Source organism: Nocardia sp. NPDC005746, assembly GCF_040630785.1.
In the GTDB taxonomy this organism is placed as follows: domain Bacteria; phylum Actinomycetota; class Actinomycetes; order Mycobacteriales; family Mycobacteriaceae; genus Nocardia.
The window spans coordinates 1-14,681 of record NZ_JBEXYE010000007.1; the positions used below are offsets into that span (position 1 = coordinate 1).

Annotated in this window: 16 protein-coding genes and 1 pseudogene; 6 read left to right on the forward strand and 11 right to left on the reverse strand. The window is 64.0% G+C overall.

The genetic code is table 11. The annotated features are described in order from the left end of the window. The coding region (locus ABZ412_RS15010) for an IS701 family transposase (RefSeq protein ID WP_357280891.1) at positions 1–773 on the forward strand (773 nt) is incomplete at its 5' end. A gap of 329 nt (positions 774–1,102) precedes the next feature. On the opposite strand, the gene ABZ412_RS15015 is transcribed toward ABZ412_RS15010, so the two are convergent. After that, a complete protein-coding gene (locus tag ABZ412_RS15015) occupies positions 1,103–1,675 on the reverse strand; it encodes a hypothetical protein (protein WP_357280894.1) in 573 nt (190 codons plus the stop codon). 64 nt (positions 1,676–1,739) lie between these two features. Between ABZ412_RS15015 and ABZ412_RS15020 the strand changes: the two genes are divergently transcribed. Further along, complete coding sequence (locus ABZ412_RS15020; RefSeq protein ID WP_357280896.1) at positions 1,740–2,264, forward strand: integrase core domain-containing protein; 525 nt, start codon at positions 1,740–1,742, stop codon at positions 2,262–2,264. Positions 2,265–2,386: 122 nt separating this feature from the next. Here the strand turns inward: ABZ412_RS15020 and ABZ412_RS15025 are convergent, their stop codons facing one another. From ABZ412_RS15025 to ABZ412_RS15045, 5 genes and pseudogenes are all read right to left on the reverse strand, one after another. Next, positions 2,387–3,541, reverse strand: a complete 1,155-nt coding sequence (locus ABZ412_RS15025) for a cytochrome P450 (protein WP_357280898.1) — start codon at positions 3,539–3,541, stop codon at positions 2,387–2,389. Positions 3,542–4,473: 932 nt separating this feature from the next. Then, the gene (locus tag ABZ412_RS15030; RefSeq protein WP_357281623.1) at positions 4,474–4,935 is read right to left on the reverse strand and encodes a DoxX family protein; all 462 of its coding nucleotides are present in this window, start codon (positions 4,933–4,935) and stop codon (positions 4,474–4,476) included. Between the two features lie 122 nt (positions 4,936–5,057). Continuing rightward, positions 5,058–5,561: a hypothetical protein gene (locus ABZ412_RS15035; RefSeq protein ID WP_357280901.1), complete on the reverse strand. Its 504-nt coding sequence runs from the start codon at positions 5,559–5,561 to the stop codon at positions 5,058–5,060. Between the two features lie 73 nt (positions 5,562–5,634). Next, positions 5,635–5,763: pseudogene (locus ABZ412_RS15040) on the reverse strand (DoxX family protein); the annotation flags it as partial. Positions 5,764–6,457: 694 nt separating this feature from the next. Continuing rightward, on the reverse strand, positions 6,458–6,991 hold the full coding sequence (locus ABZ412_RS15045) for a hypothetical protein (protein WP_357280904.1): 534 nt from the start codon (positions 6,989–6,991) through the stop codon (positions 6,458–6,460). A gap of 9 nt (positions 6,992–7,000) precedes the next feature. Between ABZ412_RS15045 and ABZ412_RS15050 the strand changes: the two genes are divergently transcribed. Continuing rightward, entirely contained in the window at positions 7,001–7,510 is a 510-nt protein-coding gene (locus ABZ412_RS15050) for a hypothetical protein (RefSeq protein ID WP_357280906.1), read from the forward strand. A gap of 810 nt (positions 7,511–8,320) precedes the next feature. Here the strand turns inward: ABZ412_RS15050 and mraY are convergent. After that, positions 8,321–9,397: a phospho-N-acetylmuramoyl-pentapeptide-transferase gene (gene mraY, locus ABZ412_RS15055; RefSeq protein ID WP_357280909.1), complete on the reverse strand. Its 1,077-nt coding sequence runs from the start codon at positions 9,395–9,397 to the stop codon at positions 8,321–8,323. A 670-nt stretch (positions 9,398–10,067) separates the two neighbouring features. Between mraY and ABZ412_RS15060 the strand changes: the two genes are divergently transcribed. Further along, positions 10,068–10,484, forward strand: a complete 417-nt coding sequence (locus ABZ412_RS15060; RefSeq protein WP_357280912.1) for a hypothetical protein — start codon at positions 10,068–10,070, stop codon at positions 10,482–10,484. Between the two features lie 118 nt (positions 10,485–10,602). Here the strand turns inward: ABZ412_RS15060 and ABZ412_RS15065 are convergent, their stop codons facing one another. After that, positions 10,603–11,370, reverse strand: a complete 768-nt coding sequence (locus ABZ412_RS15065; protein ID WP_357280915.1) for a hypothetical protein — start codon at positions 11,368–11,370, stop codon at positions 10,603–10,605. Between the two features lie 41 nt (positions 11,371–11,411). Here ABZ412_RS15065 and ABZ412_RS15070 point away from each other — a divergent pair, with 41 nt between their 5' ends. Then, complete coding sequence (locus ABZ412_RS15070) at positions 11,412–11,627, forward strand: winged helix-turn-helix transcriptional regulator (protein ID WP_357281624.1); 216 nt, start codon at positions 11,412–11,414, stop codon at positions 11,625–11,627. Between the two features lie 109 nt (positions 11,628–11,736). Beyond that, complete coding sequence (locus ABZ412_RS15075) at positions 11,737–12,237, forward strand: hypothetical protein (RefSeq protein WP_357280917.1); 501 nt, start codon at positions 11,737–11,739, stop codon at positions 12,235–12,237. A 124-nt stretch (positions 12,238–12,361) separates the two neighbouring features. On the opposite strand, the gene ABZ412_RS15080 is transcribed toward ABZ412_RS15075, so the two are convergent. The 3 genes from ABZ412_RS15080 to ABZ412_RS15090 all read right to left on the reverse strand — a co-directional run bounded on the left by ABZ412_RS15080 (position 12,362) and on the right by ABZ412_RS15090 (position 14,551). Beyond that, the gene (locus ABZ412_RS15080) at positions 12,362–13,339 is read right to left on the reverse strand and encodes a hypothetical protein (protein ID WP_357280920.1); all 978 of its coding nucleotides are present in this window, start codon (positions 13,337–13,339) and stop codon (positions 12,362–12,364) included. Positions 13,340–13,518: 179 nt separating this feature from the next. Then, positions 13,519–14,007, reverse strand: a complete 489-nt coding sequence (locus ABZ412_RS15085) for a hypothetical protein (protein WP_357280922.1) — start codon at positions 14,005–14,007, stop codon at positions 13,519–13,521. Positions 14,008–14,185: 178 nt separating this feature from the next. Further along, the gene (locus ABZ412_RS15090) at positions 14,186–14,551 is read right to left on the reverse strand and encodes a hypothetical protein (protein WP_357280924.1); all 366 of its coding nucleotides are present in this window, start codon (positions 14,549–14,551) and stop codon (positions 14,186–14,188) included. Positions 14,552–14,681: the final 130 nt, after the last annotated feature.

Consider the following 14,681-nt stretch of genomic DNA (forward strand, 5'->3'; position numbering starts at 1 on the left):
AGGGCCGTACGTTGATCGACCGGGAGTTGTATCTGCCCAAGTCGTGGACCGCTGATCGGGATCGCTGCCGCGACGCCGGGGTGCCCGACAAGGTCGAGTTCGCGACGAAACAGGTTCTGGCACAACGAATGCTGGCTCGCGCTCTGGATGCCGGTGTCCCCGCTCGGTGGGTCACCGCCGACGAGGCATACGGCGGTGATTCGAAGTTCCGGCGCTGGCTCGAACGCCGACGGATCGGATATGTGGTGGCCGTGCCCAGCAGCGCCCCGATCGTGTCACTGGCGGGCAGTTGGCGTGCCGATCAGGTCGTCGCGGACGCACCCCCCGAGGCGTGGAAGCGTCTGAGCTGTGGCGACGGCGCGAAAGGCCCCCGACTGTTCGACTGGGCTGTGGCCACACTGCCCTCGGTCAGCGAAGCCGGTCCCGGGTGGCGGCGCTGGCTGTTGGCCCGCCGGTCGCTGACTCGAAACGCCAAGGCCGAGCTCGAAATCGCCTACTACCTGTGTGGTGCGCCGGTCGGCACTGCCGACGAGGAACTCATCCGGGTCGCCGGCGCCCGCTGGTCGGTCGAGGACTGTTTCCAGACCGCGAAAACCGAAGTCGGGCTCGACCACTATCAAGTCCGTCGCTATGACGCCTGGTACCGACACATTACCCTGGCCATGCTCGCCCACACCTACCTCGCTGTCACGGCCGCTGTCTCCCCAAAAGCATTGGCAGCGGCCTCATTCCACTCACACTCGGCGAAATCAAGTGTCTCCTGGCACACCTGATCATCCCGACACACAACCTGACCATGGCATATCGCTGGTCGACCTGGCGACGAAGACACCAACACCGCGCCAAACAAGCCCACTACCAGCGAAGACAGGCAAACATCACGAAGTGATGCTGGAGTACTAGTTCCGCGTCGAGCAACGTTGGGTCGGTGATCCGGACCCCGGACCGTTGACCCGACCGCGATGTCGCGCAACTCAGTACAGCTGGCCGGTCCGCAAGTCCAGGGCACCGAACATGCCGGGCACCCTGGGTTCGGTGGTAGATCGCCCGCAGCCGGTTCGGTCAGCGCGGTCAGCGGCATGAGCGGATCGTCGGCAGAGGATCAAAGCGCCGACATCTGCGGTTCTCCGAGGATTTTCAGCCCGACTTGCGAGGCCAGCCAGGTGGCTCGTTCGGGATGGAACTGCTCGGCGTGGATGTAGAGGGTGTGGTCGGAGCTCGGCACGTCCGGATAGATGCTGCGTGCGTTGAAGCTCACCGTGATGAAGGCACACCGGCACGTGTGGCCCAGCCTGAGTTCGGGTATGGGTGGCCAGGAATTGAAATCCCATCGGGCAGCCACCATCTCACCACCGGCGGCCTCCAGCACGGCTTCGACCGATTCCGGTTCTAGACACCAGTGTTGGAGGTGTATCGGCAGGCTCGCGTATGGATCGTCGCCCTTTTCCGACGACGGGACCGGGGCAGAGGGGTCCTGATCTGGTCGATCGGCCCACCAGTCGGCCTGTGGCAGCATTGCCGTCAAGCGGTCAAGGGTGTCGGCTGAAGTGACCCGGATGTCGAAATCGACCTCGACCTCGCTGGGCTTGGCCAATTCCAGCAGCTGGTTGACCACATACAGCGCTTCGGCGATCTCGAATGTCCGGAACGCTGGAAACGCGAAAGAGTTGCCCACTGGTCGGATTCTTACAGCTCTAGATGGTCCACGCCAGGGAGTTTCATGCTCTGTCCTCGGCATTATGGTGCGTTCAGCACGGACGGGGCGTAAACCTCATGGCCATCGAGATCCTGCCAACTCCTTGACGCGAGACACTTTCGGTGATGTGTTCAAGACCGCGTTCGCCGGACCGGCCCCGCTGCTGCGACACATCCGCACGCGGGTGCGATCACCCCAGCCGAACGGTGTGATCGAGCGGTTCTTCGGCACCTTGAAATACGAGCGCTTGTTCCGTGACGTGATCGCCGACGGCGATGCCCTGGACATGGAGGTTCACCGCTTCCGGGTCATCTACAACACGATCAGGCCATCGACGACCAGGTACCCGGCTCAGCCTTCACGGCTGCCAGCAGCTGAAAACCGCTCGATATGCGGTGTCGGTTTTGGCGTTGGGCCACACCGCGCCCTCGACGTAGTCGACGATCTTGTCCCACCACGACGGTGCCCCGAGTCCCCGCCATACAGATACAGGTGGGGGATCTCGGGACGTTTCATTCACTCCAAAGCCCCCGGTGGAAACGCGATGCATCGGGGGCTCCACCGATGACCGAGAGCTGGTTGGCGTTGGTCGAGCCATCCAGCCGGTAGCAGAATCATCCGTATTCAGCGGGGTTCCAGGAACGGGTCGGCTTGTTGGTGATGATGAACCGCAATGCCTTGATCATGATGTCACCTCCTTCCTGGGGCTCGGTCGGGCGCGGATAGGGCTTGTGGGGTACGCCGCAGGGTGAACGGCCTGGGGGTCGCGGCATTGGTCACGATCGGGCGGGTATCACCGCCGCCGATGACGCGCAGAGAGGTGTTCTCGATGAGGGTGGTGGCTGCATCGGTGACCAGATCGTGGGCGACCGCGGCGCCGGCGCAGGTGAAGGGGCCGGAACTGAAGGGCACAAATGGGCCGTGTTCGCTCGGTCGAATCCAGCGGTCGGGTTGGAATGCCTCTGGTCTGGTCCAGTGTTTGTTGTCGTGATGGAGCAGATAGGGGCTGATGGACAGCAGGTCGCCGGTCTGGAAGGCGATCCCCCCGAACTCGCCGGGATAGGGAACGGGACGGCTGACCATCCAGGAGACTGGCCGGTGCCGCAGGGCCTCACGTACCACCCAGTCGACGGGCCAAGGCCATGGTGAGCCGGGAGAGTGGAGACTGCCCAGCAGCACCGACCACGCGAGCGAGTAGCCCAGCGGTCCCACAATGGACCGGAACATCAGCACATACAGCTGCGCCACCGTTGTATCGGCGACGCCGTCGGGACAGGCACCGATCACGGCATCGAGCAGATCCCGTGGTTCGGCTTCCGCAGTGCGGCCGGTGGCGCTGCGCCGGTCCCGGATCTGCTCGTTCAGCGCGGTGGACAGCTTGGCGCGCAGCAGCTGCGCCCGCGCCCGCTGCGCCATTCGGGCCGGGCGAAGCGCGCCCACGCGTGCATTTCGCTCCAGTAACTGCCGCAACTCGGGAGAACCATCGGGGTGCAGCAACACGTCCGCGGTGCACCGATACACCAGCTCGACCCCCGCGGCGGGCCAGCGGGTGACGGAGGGCATTTCGATCACCGCCGCCGCCAGGGACTCGCGATACTCGGGCGTACGCGTCCGCAGAATCGCGCGCACCGCGCGGCCGAAATCGACCTGAGCAGACCGCGAAGGCAGCATAGAACCGAAGAACCCGGACTTCCCCGTATTGAAAGCGCGGTCACTCAACACCGTCAGCGCCAGACTCGTATCGCCGACACACCACCCGCCCCACGGCAGCCCGAACACCTCTACCGGGCTGGTCCGGCGCAGATTCTCGAGGAAACCCAACGGATCACGCCGGAACCGGCGCATCTCTGCAAAACCCATCGGACGGTCCTCTCATAGAGAGGGTGAGCGATTCATCAGATGTTTTCGAGCGGATTCATCCACTGACTATGCGTACAAACGCAGATCAAGCATAGTATCGACTAATTTTACAAGCGAGGCCGTGGAGGCCGACCACGAGGCGAGTACCCCGGCACCGCCGGGGCCTATCGAACACTGTGCCAGCAGTGAAATCGGTTCACGATCACCCGCGACCGCCGGCAACCGGTCATTGAGGTCTGACCGTGGTCTAACCGGCGCAAACCCGATCCGCCTCGGCGAGGTCCCGTTGCCAGGCGCGCGTACATGAACATGTCGCGGCGTCGATTGCCGACCTTCTGCCACGATCTGAGGAGCCTTCGCCTTCGAAACCGGCTCTCTCCGCAGTGCGGATCGAAGCGCGGTTCCAAGGTTCCACATCGCACTAGGGTTCCGGACAGCCCACACCTTGCGTCTCGCGAACGAACGCTCACACCCTGATGCTGTCGGCGGCCGGATCGAACGCCCTCAACTCGGCATGAGCGCGCACTTGAGTTCATTAGAGCCAGCGAGGCGATGGAGTCGGAGGGGCGGTCTCAAGGCGGGGCCGGCGGCGGTTGGATCGACGAGTCGCGTCAAGACTTTATTCGGCTTCGGAACGTGTGTTGAGCTCCGAACAGGGCGTTTTGACGTGCAGATATTGGACGTCAACAGGGTCGAGTCCCGAAGCGGATTAGCGTCTGCGAAGAAGTAGGCCAGCGCGTGTATTGCTGCTGGTAGAGACTCTGCTGAGCCGCCATTCGGTGATCCGGGTGGGGGCTCGGTCGTTGCGCTGGTACTGCGCGATGGTTGGTTCTGTCAGCGCGGTATGCGGCAGATGCGCGTAACCCCGTAACGAACGGCGCGTCGCTGCTGCACTGCCACCAGCGTCTGCACATGGACTACGGGTTCATGGCCTTGCTGCGAGTGAGCTGAGCACGGTGTGCGATCACCGCGTCCAGTGACCAGCGGCCAGGGCCGGCCCACAGCAGGAAGATCAAGCCGAGCAGCATCGCGAAATCGGTGCGGGCGTCGTGGGCCATGCCCCAGAAGCCCTGCACGCCACCGAATCCGCCCGGGCGCAGCTCGCGCAGCTTGGTCAGCACAATCGCCAGACTGATGTCGATCAGCAGCGGCACCGCCGCCAGCCGGGTCAGCAGGCCGATGGCGATCATAGCGCCGCAAGCGATTTCGACGACACCGTCGAGGTTGGCGAAGAACGTCGCCGCCGGTATTCCGATCTTGTCGAAGCGGCCCGGACCCAGCGTGTGAGGGTACAGGAACTTCTGGATCCCCTCGCTGAGGAACACCAGCCCGACCGCCACCCGGATGCAGATCACCGCCGCTGGGCCGTCCGCGCCCAAGATCCGCGGCCACGACCACCGTTGCGTTCGCGTCATCGGTCCTCGCCTCCCGATATCGTCACCCGATACACGTCGGATCGAGCGTGTTCATCCAGTTGGTCGAAAGCTGATTGCCACTGGTGTCATTCGGTCGTGCCGACGTCCGAGGAGTGCGGTGCTGGCAGAGGACGTTTGAGTAGCAGGACGACCAGCGCCCATACGCTGCACAGGAATCCGGCAGCGAAGCAGATGCCCCGCGCGTAGACACCCCACATAGTGAACGTGTCGAACGCGTTCTGCAACGCGGCGGTGTCGGTGTCGGCGACCGAGCCCACATGCTGCATCGTCGGGGCGGCGATCACGGTTGAGACGATCGCCCCGAGCACCGCCACCACTGCCAGGTACAACGGCACCCGGACCGCGCGCGATGCCGACCGATCCCGACGGCAGGCGATCACGGCCGCGAAAACCAGGCCCCACCAGAGAATCCCGACGACCGGGTACACCACCTCACCTGGCCCCAGATCTGCATGCCGACTGTAATCGGCCCACGCCACCACCCCCAGATCCCGCCACGCGGGCGTGGCGACCAGCGCACGATCCAGCAGCGATCCGAACAGCCCGCCGACCACCACGGTCGCGACCACGAGGGCCTCAGCGACTGTCAGGCGGCGACCCGATCGCCCGGTCACCGCTGCACTCCCCGGGCCAGCGTTACGGCGCACTGAACGTCGCCGCCGGTATTCCGATCTTGTCGAAGCGGCCCGGGCCCAGCATGTGAGGGTGGAGGAACTTCTGGATCTCCTCGCTGAGGAACGCCAGCCCGACCGCCGCCCGGATGCAGATCACCGCCGCCGGGCCGTCGGGGCCGAGCGTCCGCTACCACCGCTGCGTTCCTGCCATCAGCACTCGCTCCCGATATCGGTACCCGATGCAGCACTCGACCTTACTTGCGAGCGCCGTCCCCGCGTGGTCCCCACGCCGGATCGAAGCGCGGTAGGCGGTATAACAGTGCGTCTGCTGGCGGGCCAGCCGATTTCAGTATTCGGTCCGACCCATTCGCGAGTCGGTTTTGACCAGCTCAGGATGAAGATCAGCGCCAGCAGCACCACCCCGGTCACGTTCTCGATTAGGTACACGCTGACCCTCGGGAAGCATTAAGCTACTGCCCGTCTGTGAGCTGCTGGACGACAAATGCGCAGCATGGGCGCGCCGGGGTCCAGAGGTTCTGATCGGTGAGTTGATGTCGGCCAGCCGACGCCCGCGGCGCACCAGGGACGCGTTGTACGGTCGCCGACGCCACGGTGATGGCACGCTCGGTGTTGAAGTAGACACGACAAATGGAACTGGACACTTCCGAATGTTCTGCAGTGCACCAGATTCCAGCAGCCAGCATCCGGTGGAGGATCCAGCTAGCCTTACTAATTCAAAGGCTGGCAGTAGCGGACGTTCCGCCAGCCTCGGATCGGCGCGGCCAGTTGATCTTCCGATGCCTCTCGCTGGCCGGTTCGGTCAGCGCGGGATGCGGCAAGAGAGTGCGTTGCTAGCCGTGGCAACAGACCCGGACCAGCACTGTGTCGTCGGGCAGTGTCTCCAGGTAGTTTTCGATGCCGCCCGGTGGTATCGGGCAGTCGGGTTGGTCCTTGCCGGACGTGGTCTCGCCCCAATCCTTATGTCGGCAAATGCCACTCCACTCGACCCACCAACCGTCCTGGGTGAGCACATCGGGCTCTGACAGGTTGTGTACCGCGACGTTCAGCAAGGACTTCGGGCCGCCCGCGCACTCGCCTCGCGTGGGGAGCAGCACGATGCCGAATTGGTTGGGGCCGTCGTGAATCAGCCGAGGATCGTCCTCATGACCCGGTCGGACGTAGAACCCGGCTCCCCCTCCGCCATCCCGAATCTGCCACGTGTCCCACATATCTCGCTCCGGGAACCCTTGCCGCATCTCGAATGGAGCGAGAGCTCGCGTAATCGCGGCTTCCACGTCATCGATCGCATCCGGCGGCAGGCAGATCGTCACCCAGCGTTGCACCAAAATCACACCCCTCCCGCCGTACTCCAGCAACCCGACCATAATCGAGTCGTGAGCGTCCCCGCGCCTGAATCCCCCTCGTCCGAGCATGTTGACTTCGAGGCACTCGATTCGTTCCGTTTCCCGGACGGCGGCGGGTACCCCCAGAGCTACCGCGAGTTCGTTCGCTCCTGCGGCTGGGCCCGCACGTTCGGCCTGTGGCTCATCTACCCGCCAGTCCAACCCGGTTTCGCAGACGGGCGGGCCCGTGCAGCGAACCTCACCGAGCACTTCCACACGGTCTTCCGCGACGGCGAAGAGGAGGAATTCGACTGGATGATCGAGCCCGACGGTAGCTGGGACCTCGCCGAACGACTCGAAGTCTTCGGCTGGAGCGAGAACGGCGACCTTCTCCTCTGGGACGTCGCAAGCCGCAAGGCCGACGAGGAGTTTCCGGTGTGGGAATCGCGCGGCATGAACACCCTCCACCTGCTCGGCTCGAGCCTTGACGAGGCGCTTCTCGAGCTGCGCGACCGCTCCGAGGCCCAGGTCATTGAGCCGCTCAGACCTGCCCGTCTCTGACCCACAGCTCAACCGGATTCGCTCGAGCAACGACTCGACTGCGTGGCCGGTAGCCACCGACACACTCAATTCGGCTACTTAAGACTGGCGCTAGAACCTGATCCCGGCCAGGATCTGGTCTAGGTGCCCGGTGAGAAGCTCCCAAATCGGCTGCCCACCTGCAGTATTGGTGTGGCTCTCTCGTGGCATGCCGCTCGCCGGGCATCGCGCGAGGAGTGGCTGGAAAGGGGTCTGCCCGAGTCGAAGTAGCGTTGCCCTCCCTCGCCGAAAACACCCGTCGACCAGGGAGGACACCAGTGACCGTCACCATCGGCATGGATCCACACAAACGCTCGGCCACGCTCGAAATCATCGATCACACCGGCAAGATCCCGCGTCGTGCACATCATGGCCGTGGTCCAACTCCGCCGTCCCACACAGGGCCGCGTCTACTTCGACACCCGCAAAGCCGCAGGAAAGACCTCGATGGAATCGATGCGCGCGCTCAAACGGCGACTATCCAATGTCGTCTACGCCCGCATGCTCGCCGATCAACAAAGACGCGAATTGGCGGGCCCGGGAGGGCAATCGGGAACGACTACTGACTCCAGCGCGACCGGCTCCAACCCGCACACCGACCCTTCGGACAAGCCACAACCCGGGCCCGCCCAACAGGCTAACCCCACACCCGCATCCATGGGTTGACATAAAGGGGAGCCATGAGTCGTGCACTACTGGCGGTCGTACGACGCTCTGCCCGTTGAGCTTCCGATGCCTGGCGCCGGCAGATTCGGTCAGCGCGGGACGCGGCAGATGAGGGCGTTTACCGGGTCAGCCTGTGGCGGAGAGGTGCTCGCCGTAGAACAGCATCAGGCCGGCGGCCGCGGACAGGCCGGCGAGGAGCCAGAAGCGGATGGAGACGGTGGTTTCGGGCCAGCTGCTGAGTTCGAAGTGGTGGTGCATCGGCGCGATGCGGAACAGCCGTCGACCGGTTTTGCGGAACACCACGATCTGCAACAGCACCGAGAGGATCTCGGCGCAGAACAAAGCGCCGATGACCACCATCAGCAGTTCGGTGCGGGTCGTGATCGACAGCCCCGCGAGCAGTCCTCCCAAGGCGAGAGATCCGGTGTCGCCCATGAAGATCTTCGCTGGTGCCGCGTTCCACCATAGGAAGCCCACGCATGCCGCTGCCGTCGCCGCGCAGATGAGCGCCAGATCCAGCGGGTCACGCACGGTGTAGCAGCCTGCGCCGGGGCGAGTGGTGCAGGCGTTGAGGTACTGCCAGAACGTAATCAACACGTACGCACCCAAGGTCAGGGCCATGGATCCTGCGGCCAGCCCGTCGAGGCCGTCGGTGATGTTCACCGCGTTCGACCAGGCGACGACCAGGAAGCAGGCCCACAGTACGAACAGCACAGGCACGAGCGAGAGCCAGCCCAGGTCACGCATGATCGAGATGTGTCGGCTGGCCGGAGTCAGCCCGGTGCTGTCAGGGAATCGCAGGGCGAGGATGCCGAAAACGATTGCGGCACCGAATTGGCCGATGTATTTGCCCTTCGCGGTGAGCCCGAGGTTGCGCCGCTTGTAGAGCTTGATGAAGTCGTCGAGGAACCCGACCAGTCCCATCGCCGTGGCCAATCCGAGCACCAGCAACCCCGAAGCCGTCACGCCCGGCGCGTCGTAGCGCAGCCCGATCAGATGCGATCCCAGATAACCGGCCCACATACCGGCAACGATAGCGATGCCGCCCATGGTCGGCGTGCCGCGCTTCGACTGGTGGCTCGAAGGGCCTTCCTGCCGAATCTCCTGGCCCATCTTCGCGCGAGTGAACCAGCGAACCAGCAAGGGCGTCAAGGTGATCGACACCCCCAAGGCAATCGCCACTGCAAACAGGATCTGTCTCATCCGCCCCCACCGATCCGCTACCGAGCCCCACGGCCCGGCAAATCCGACACGAACACAAACGGTATGGATGGTAGCGAGACTGACGGGATGAGCGCACGGTCACCAGGGGCACCCACGCCGTGATCCGCGCCCGGGAACCTTCTACGGCCGAGGGCTTCACGCTCGAGAACGCCCCTTGGCCGATGTAGGGGGCGCAGATGAACGGACCGGCTCGAAGCAGGTCACAGACCACCAATTTGACAACGTTCCAGTACATGTCACTCGAGCCCTGGCTCACCGAGAACCCCACATCGCCGCCGAGGGCGCGTTCCAACGATCCGGTTTCGGCCACAACGGGCGCGGCGGGTCCTTCGGCAGCGGGCTGCACGACCAGCGGCGCGGCGCCCGCGGTTCCAGCCGCAGCGGCGGTGATCACGCATCCGGCTGCGGCGGCGAGAATGCGTTGGCTGGCAACGGCTTTCATGGGCTTTCCTCACGTTTCGGGATGTCGGTGCCACCCTATCCATGTCTGAAGCATCAGAGTTTCAAGTCTTCTGCCCCTACTTCTGTGGTCGGCACTACAGGCCGGCGCGCTGCCGCCACGCCGGACCGGCCGGGTTGGGGCATGTCAGGATGTTGAGCGGGGCGAGTGTTCGCGCTGAGCTTCGAAGTAGGCAGGAAGGAACTGTCCATGACCGACAGCTCGGACGGTCTCGAGCGCGATCACCCGGGGCCTCGGAAGGATCTGGTGGAGCATTCGTCACCGTTCCTGCCTCCCGGGAGCGTGATCCGGCAGGCGTTCATCTACCAGTCCGCGCCGAGCTTCACCCTGTTCGTGATCACCTATCTCACCGGGCTCACGATGTTCTGGATCAAATACCGCTGTGTAGCAGTCACTCCCGACGGCATCTATGTGCTGGAGAGCAGCAAACTGTCCGGCGGCGCCAAGCCTGTGCGCCTAATCGGCTCGATCCCTCGCAATACACGGCTCGGCCCGGTCTCCGGACGATGGGGGCAGATAACCCTTCTCGGTGAGCGCGCTTGGGTTCACAAACGCTTTCATGACCAAATCGAGGCTGCCGACCACGAGGCCGGCTTTCTGCGATAGGCGCCAAACCCATCGCGTGTAATCCACGGGCCGTGGGCGTGAACGCCTTTCGGCAGTTCAGTGCGTTCGGCAGGGCGAGAGGGGCACGCCTCGTTGATCTTTCACGCCCACCGTCACGTCATTCTCCAGGGTGTGATCGTGTGAGGCCCATTCCGACCCGGCCCAGCATCTGGCCGAGCAAATGGAGGGTTCGGGCTGATGCCGGTGCTTCGCGAGGCGTGCCCTCCCAACCGGCGGCGGTGAGTGATTCGACAGTCGCGAGGGTTTGGTCGTCGTTCCCCGCGGCCAGTACCAGGATGAAGCGCACGTAGTCGCCGATGTCGGTGCCCTGTGGGTGCTGCTCGGTAAAGCCCTCGAGCCGCGGGGTCAAGGCGGGCAGCGTGCGGGCGGTGGGGAACACCACGGCGAGGCCCGCGAGTGCCAATCGGACTGCCTGGCATTCAGCCGCCCACCGAGCTAGCAGGTCCGGGGTGCAAGACCGGACCGCTTCGCGGGCTCGGTTCTCGTTCCCGGGATCCGCGTACGGCGGTGTGTCGGGCCAGTATTCGGCCAGGTGGCGGTCCTCGACTGTGGCGATGCTGAACAGCAGACTGATCACCCGGAAACGCTGCTGCGGTGGCACGCGATTGTCGATGGCCAGGGCCGCCAGCAGAGGGACGCCGTGGGCGGTTTGGGGCAGGCAGGTGTCCTGATGGAGGATCTCGCCGTAGAAGTCCGCGAGGAAGAATCTGTCGTTCGTCCAGAACGGGTCGACCGAGGACTGGAACAACATCGCGGCCTGCGGTGGCTGCGGGCCTGTCAGACGATCGGCGATGACCTCCCGGAAGACCTGCCGGATGGGCGGCTCGTCGGGCAGGTCGTTCCGTTCGGAGGTACGCGTGCTCATGGCCATCGCAGCCTACTGCCGTGTACATCAGCCAGTCCTGGATGCATGCGGAAGCGCCACCACGGGTGGAGCACAGCCTGACCGCGCTCGGCCGGACGCTCCAGGAACCGATAGCGATGCTGACGGAGTGGGCGCAGGTACACGGAGCGGCGCTCGTCGACTTCCAGGAATCGACTGCCGCGAAGCAGACGCACCAGGTGCCAGATGGGTCGAGAACGACGCAGACGGCACCATGTCGGCTCGGGCGACTCGCGTAGCACCACAAGACGTGAAAATTGCGGGATTCCGAAACGCTTACGCTTCAACATTTCCCGGCGCTATCTTCTGGACGGTCCCGACATCGGGACGTGCTGAACAGGAGAGTTCATGGTCGCCAAAATCGGCATCCAGAAGCTGATCATGTGGACCGTCACCGGGCTGACGGCCGCGGTCGCCACCACCCTGACGGCCGCACCCGCCTCGGCTGACTTCCACGCACCAGACATCGGCAGCGGTCAGACCCTGTACGTCGGACAGCAGTACTACGTCTCGACAGGGGGCGACCCGGACGATGTGTTCTTCTGGATGAGCTTCTACGACAACAACCAATGCATTGCCGGAAGCCGGGGAAGCGCCCCATCGCATTCGGGGTACGGCTGGGTCGTGTACTGGGTCCCGACCACGGCGGGAACGCACACGATCACCGTCTCCGGCGACACCCAGTCCAAGTCGACGACCGTCACCGTGCTCCCCGCACCGGCCGGCAGCACCCCGGCGCCACAACCGAAACAGCCGGGCTGCGGACCACTGGCGGGGATCGTGGAAAGCGTTACCACGTTCCCGTGGATCAGCGCGTCGGCCTACTTCGCGCGCACCGGCAGCGCGTAGCGGTCGACTGGGTTCCGACCACCGCCGGAACCCACACGATCACCACCTCCGATGGCACGCGGTCGAAGTCGGCATGTGCGGACATCCAGATCAGCGACGCCGATCAAACACCCCTGCCAGCGTGTTACTCGCTACGAGATACCGTGCCCCGAATCTGAGGCGTGTCCGTTCTGCCGTAGTCGTCATAGATGTAGGTCGCCGAAACCACCCGGTTACTCCCGGACTCACACTTCGGATCGCGCAGACGAGTAAACGCGAACCGGTTGCCTGTACCATCCCGAGACAGCAGCACTTCGGCTACCGGCGGACCCGACCGAAATGGCAGCTCGTCTCGGAACGAGATCGCGGTCGGCGGGGTGGTTTCGACGCTACCCGTGCCGTTCCGCAGAGTGACCACGACCCCGAACCGATTGTCGGGCATATCCTTCGGCGGATACGACTGTGTTCTCGCGTCGCCCTTGTAGACGGTCGCCCGTCCCTCGTCGGTCCAGTCCGACACTTTCCTGCCGCAATGGGGGTCGGTGACGAACCCAGCCAGGACACCCGACGGAGTGCCACTGCCCGCGATCAGCGGCGGAATCGTGACCCAGGCACTGACGAGAATGGCGACCGCCAGCCCTGCTCCGCCTCGAATCGAAGCGACACCCGTCCGACCGGATCGGTTGCTGTACAAGTGCAAGATAGCTGCGGCGAACGCTGCGGCAACTGCGAAGCACGCAGCGCCGAAGCTCGTTTCGAGGCGTCCGGGTAACTCCCGCTTGTAGTCGGACAAGTACAGTTGGGTTCCCACCCACTGAGCGAAGACACTGGCAACTACCCCACCCACAATGGTGCCGCCAGGCGCGAACCGGTATGGCAACAGCCCGAACATGCCAGTGACGGCCAGCAGCGGGCTGATCACCAACAGGAACGGCCAATAGACCGCGAGGTTGGCCTCGAAGCGGTCGCCCGGTCCGAGCTCGAACCGTGGATTCACTCCCCGGCCCGAAAACAGTCCGATCCCGATCACCGCCCACGCGAGAGCCAGCGCGCCGACGGCAACGACCTGCAATAGGTATGCGAAACGGCTCCAGCGATTCCACGGTGTATCACGAGTAGACACGCGGTCACTGTATCGACCAGTTGTGTCCGATCCGTCGACCAAGTGTGGAGAGATCGTGTGGGTCCGGTAGAGACTCCAAAGTCGCAGAGCCCCAAACCACTCAGAGGGTCATCCGCAACTCGGCATGAGCGCCCGGAGCCAAGTGGATCTGGCGCACAGGCCATCTGGCCCCATCGCGGTCAAAAGCCGACCTCGGTGAATGTGCACCCGCCTCTTTCCATGCGCGAGAACACCTGTCGAGAAGCCAACGTCGGAGCTTTTCGGAAGTATTGGCGAAAGCCGGTTGCGCGGAACTGCACATCGAACGCATGACCTTCGATGTGCCAGAGCGGATAGTCTTCCCGTCCATCGTCGGCTACCGGTCGATGCAAGACATCGATCTTCAGGTCCGGGGTTGTGCCCTTGAAGTCCAGGACACCCTCGAGGTCCCAAACGTTTTCGAAGGCAAGCGTCACCGGGGCCAACCAGAACGAGAAATAGGTCGCCGGCGGGACCGGATGAACCCACTGGACGATGTAGTCGAGATCGAGGAGAAGCCGCGGCAGGACGCCGTCGGTCGACTGTACACACAGGCCGTGGATGGTGGCGTTGTGCCAGCCCATCTCCGAGAAGTCCGCGTCTGTCCAGACGCTCTTGGAAAGACCTGATTCCAGGTGACCGCCGTCCATCCCCGAATCCAACCATTTCAACCAGGTTCGGGCCCGAGCCGGGCTGCGACCATCGCAAGCTCTCCCATCGGCAGTAGCAGACCTTATGCGGCGTACCGGGTTCCGGACACCGACAGACCCGCCACCGTGGACCCGAACCGCGTGAGTAGCGGCAGAAGTGGATGTCCGAGGGTCACATTCAGTGTGTGCAGCGGTGGGTGCCTGCGATGTTCGCCGCCCGGATTTCGTAGGCCGCTCGCCGCTCCAGTTTTCGGATCACGATCTCACCCAAGGGGATGTCAGGCCACTTCCGCCATCCGCGTTTCTCCCATACCGATCTCGTTGAACGAAGCCGGCTTTCCGCTCGATCGGAAACCTCGGGTTCGACCGCGCCAATCGCGGCTGCCATGATCTGGCGTCCATGCCGCCGGTCGGCTCGGTTCGGCAGCCGCTTGTTCCGTCGAATGGCCTTCCTCGATGCCTTGTCGTTCTCGCCGTAGTCGTTGCGTCGGTCCTTTGCGTAGCTGAGAATCTTTTTCTCCTGCGGACTCTTCCGCGTCACCATGACCATCCTTCCCGTCGAGCGAACGGGTCAAGTTACGCATCCATCCGACTGTTTTGTCACGGAGTTTTCGCGTAGACGAGGCCAGCCCACCTCGGTCGACACAGCTTGCCCTGTTCGCACGCATATCGGC

Bases quoted from the DNA above. Each gene is read 5' to 3' on its own strand.
- ABZ412_RS15020 (WP_357280896.1), top strand. From the start codon at position 1,740: ATGGTGCGTTCAGCACGGACGGGGCGTAAACCTCATGGCCATCGAGAT.
- ABZ412_RS15025 (WP_357280898.1), bottom strand. From the start codon at position 3,541: ATGCGCCGGTTCCGGCGTGATCCGTTGGGTTTCCTCGAGAATCTGCGC.
- ABZ412_RS15045 (WP_357280904.1), bottom strand. From the start codon at position 6,991: ATGGTCGGGTTGCTGGAGTACGGCGGGAGGGGTGTGATTTTGGTGCAA.
- mraY (WP_357280909.1), bottom strand. From the start codon at position 9,397: ATGAGACAGATCCTGTTTGCAGTGGCGATTGCCTTGGGGGTGTCGATC.
- ABZ412_RS15060 (WP_357280912.1), top strand. From the start codon at position 10,068: ATGACCGACAGCTCGGACGGTCTCGAGCGCGATCACCCGGGGCCTCGG.
- ABZ412_RS15065 (WP_357280915.1), bottom strand. From the start codon at position 11,370: ATGAGCACGCGTACCTCCGAACGGAACGACCTGCCCGACGAGCCGCCC.
- ABZ412_RS15070 (WP_357281624.1), top strand. From the start codon at position 11,412: ATGCATGCGGAAGCGCCACCACGGGTGGAGCACAGCCTGACCGCGCTC.
- ABZ412_RS15075 (WP_357280917.1), top strand. From the start codon at position 11,737: ATGGTCGCCAAAATCGGCATCCAGAAGCTGATCATGTGGACCGTCACC.
- ABZ412_RS15085 (WP_357280922.1), bottom strand. From the start codon at position 14,007: ATGGACGGCGGTCACCTGGAATCAGGTCTTTCCAAGAGCGTCTGGACA.
- ABZ412_RS15090 (WP_357280924.1), bottom strand. From the start codon at position 14,551: ATGGTGACGCGGAAGAGTCCGCAGGAGAAAAAGATTCTCAGCTACGCA.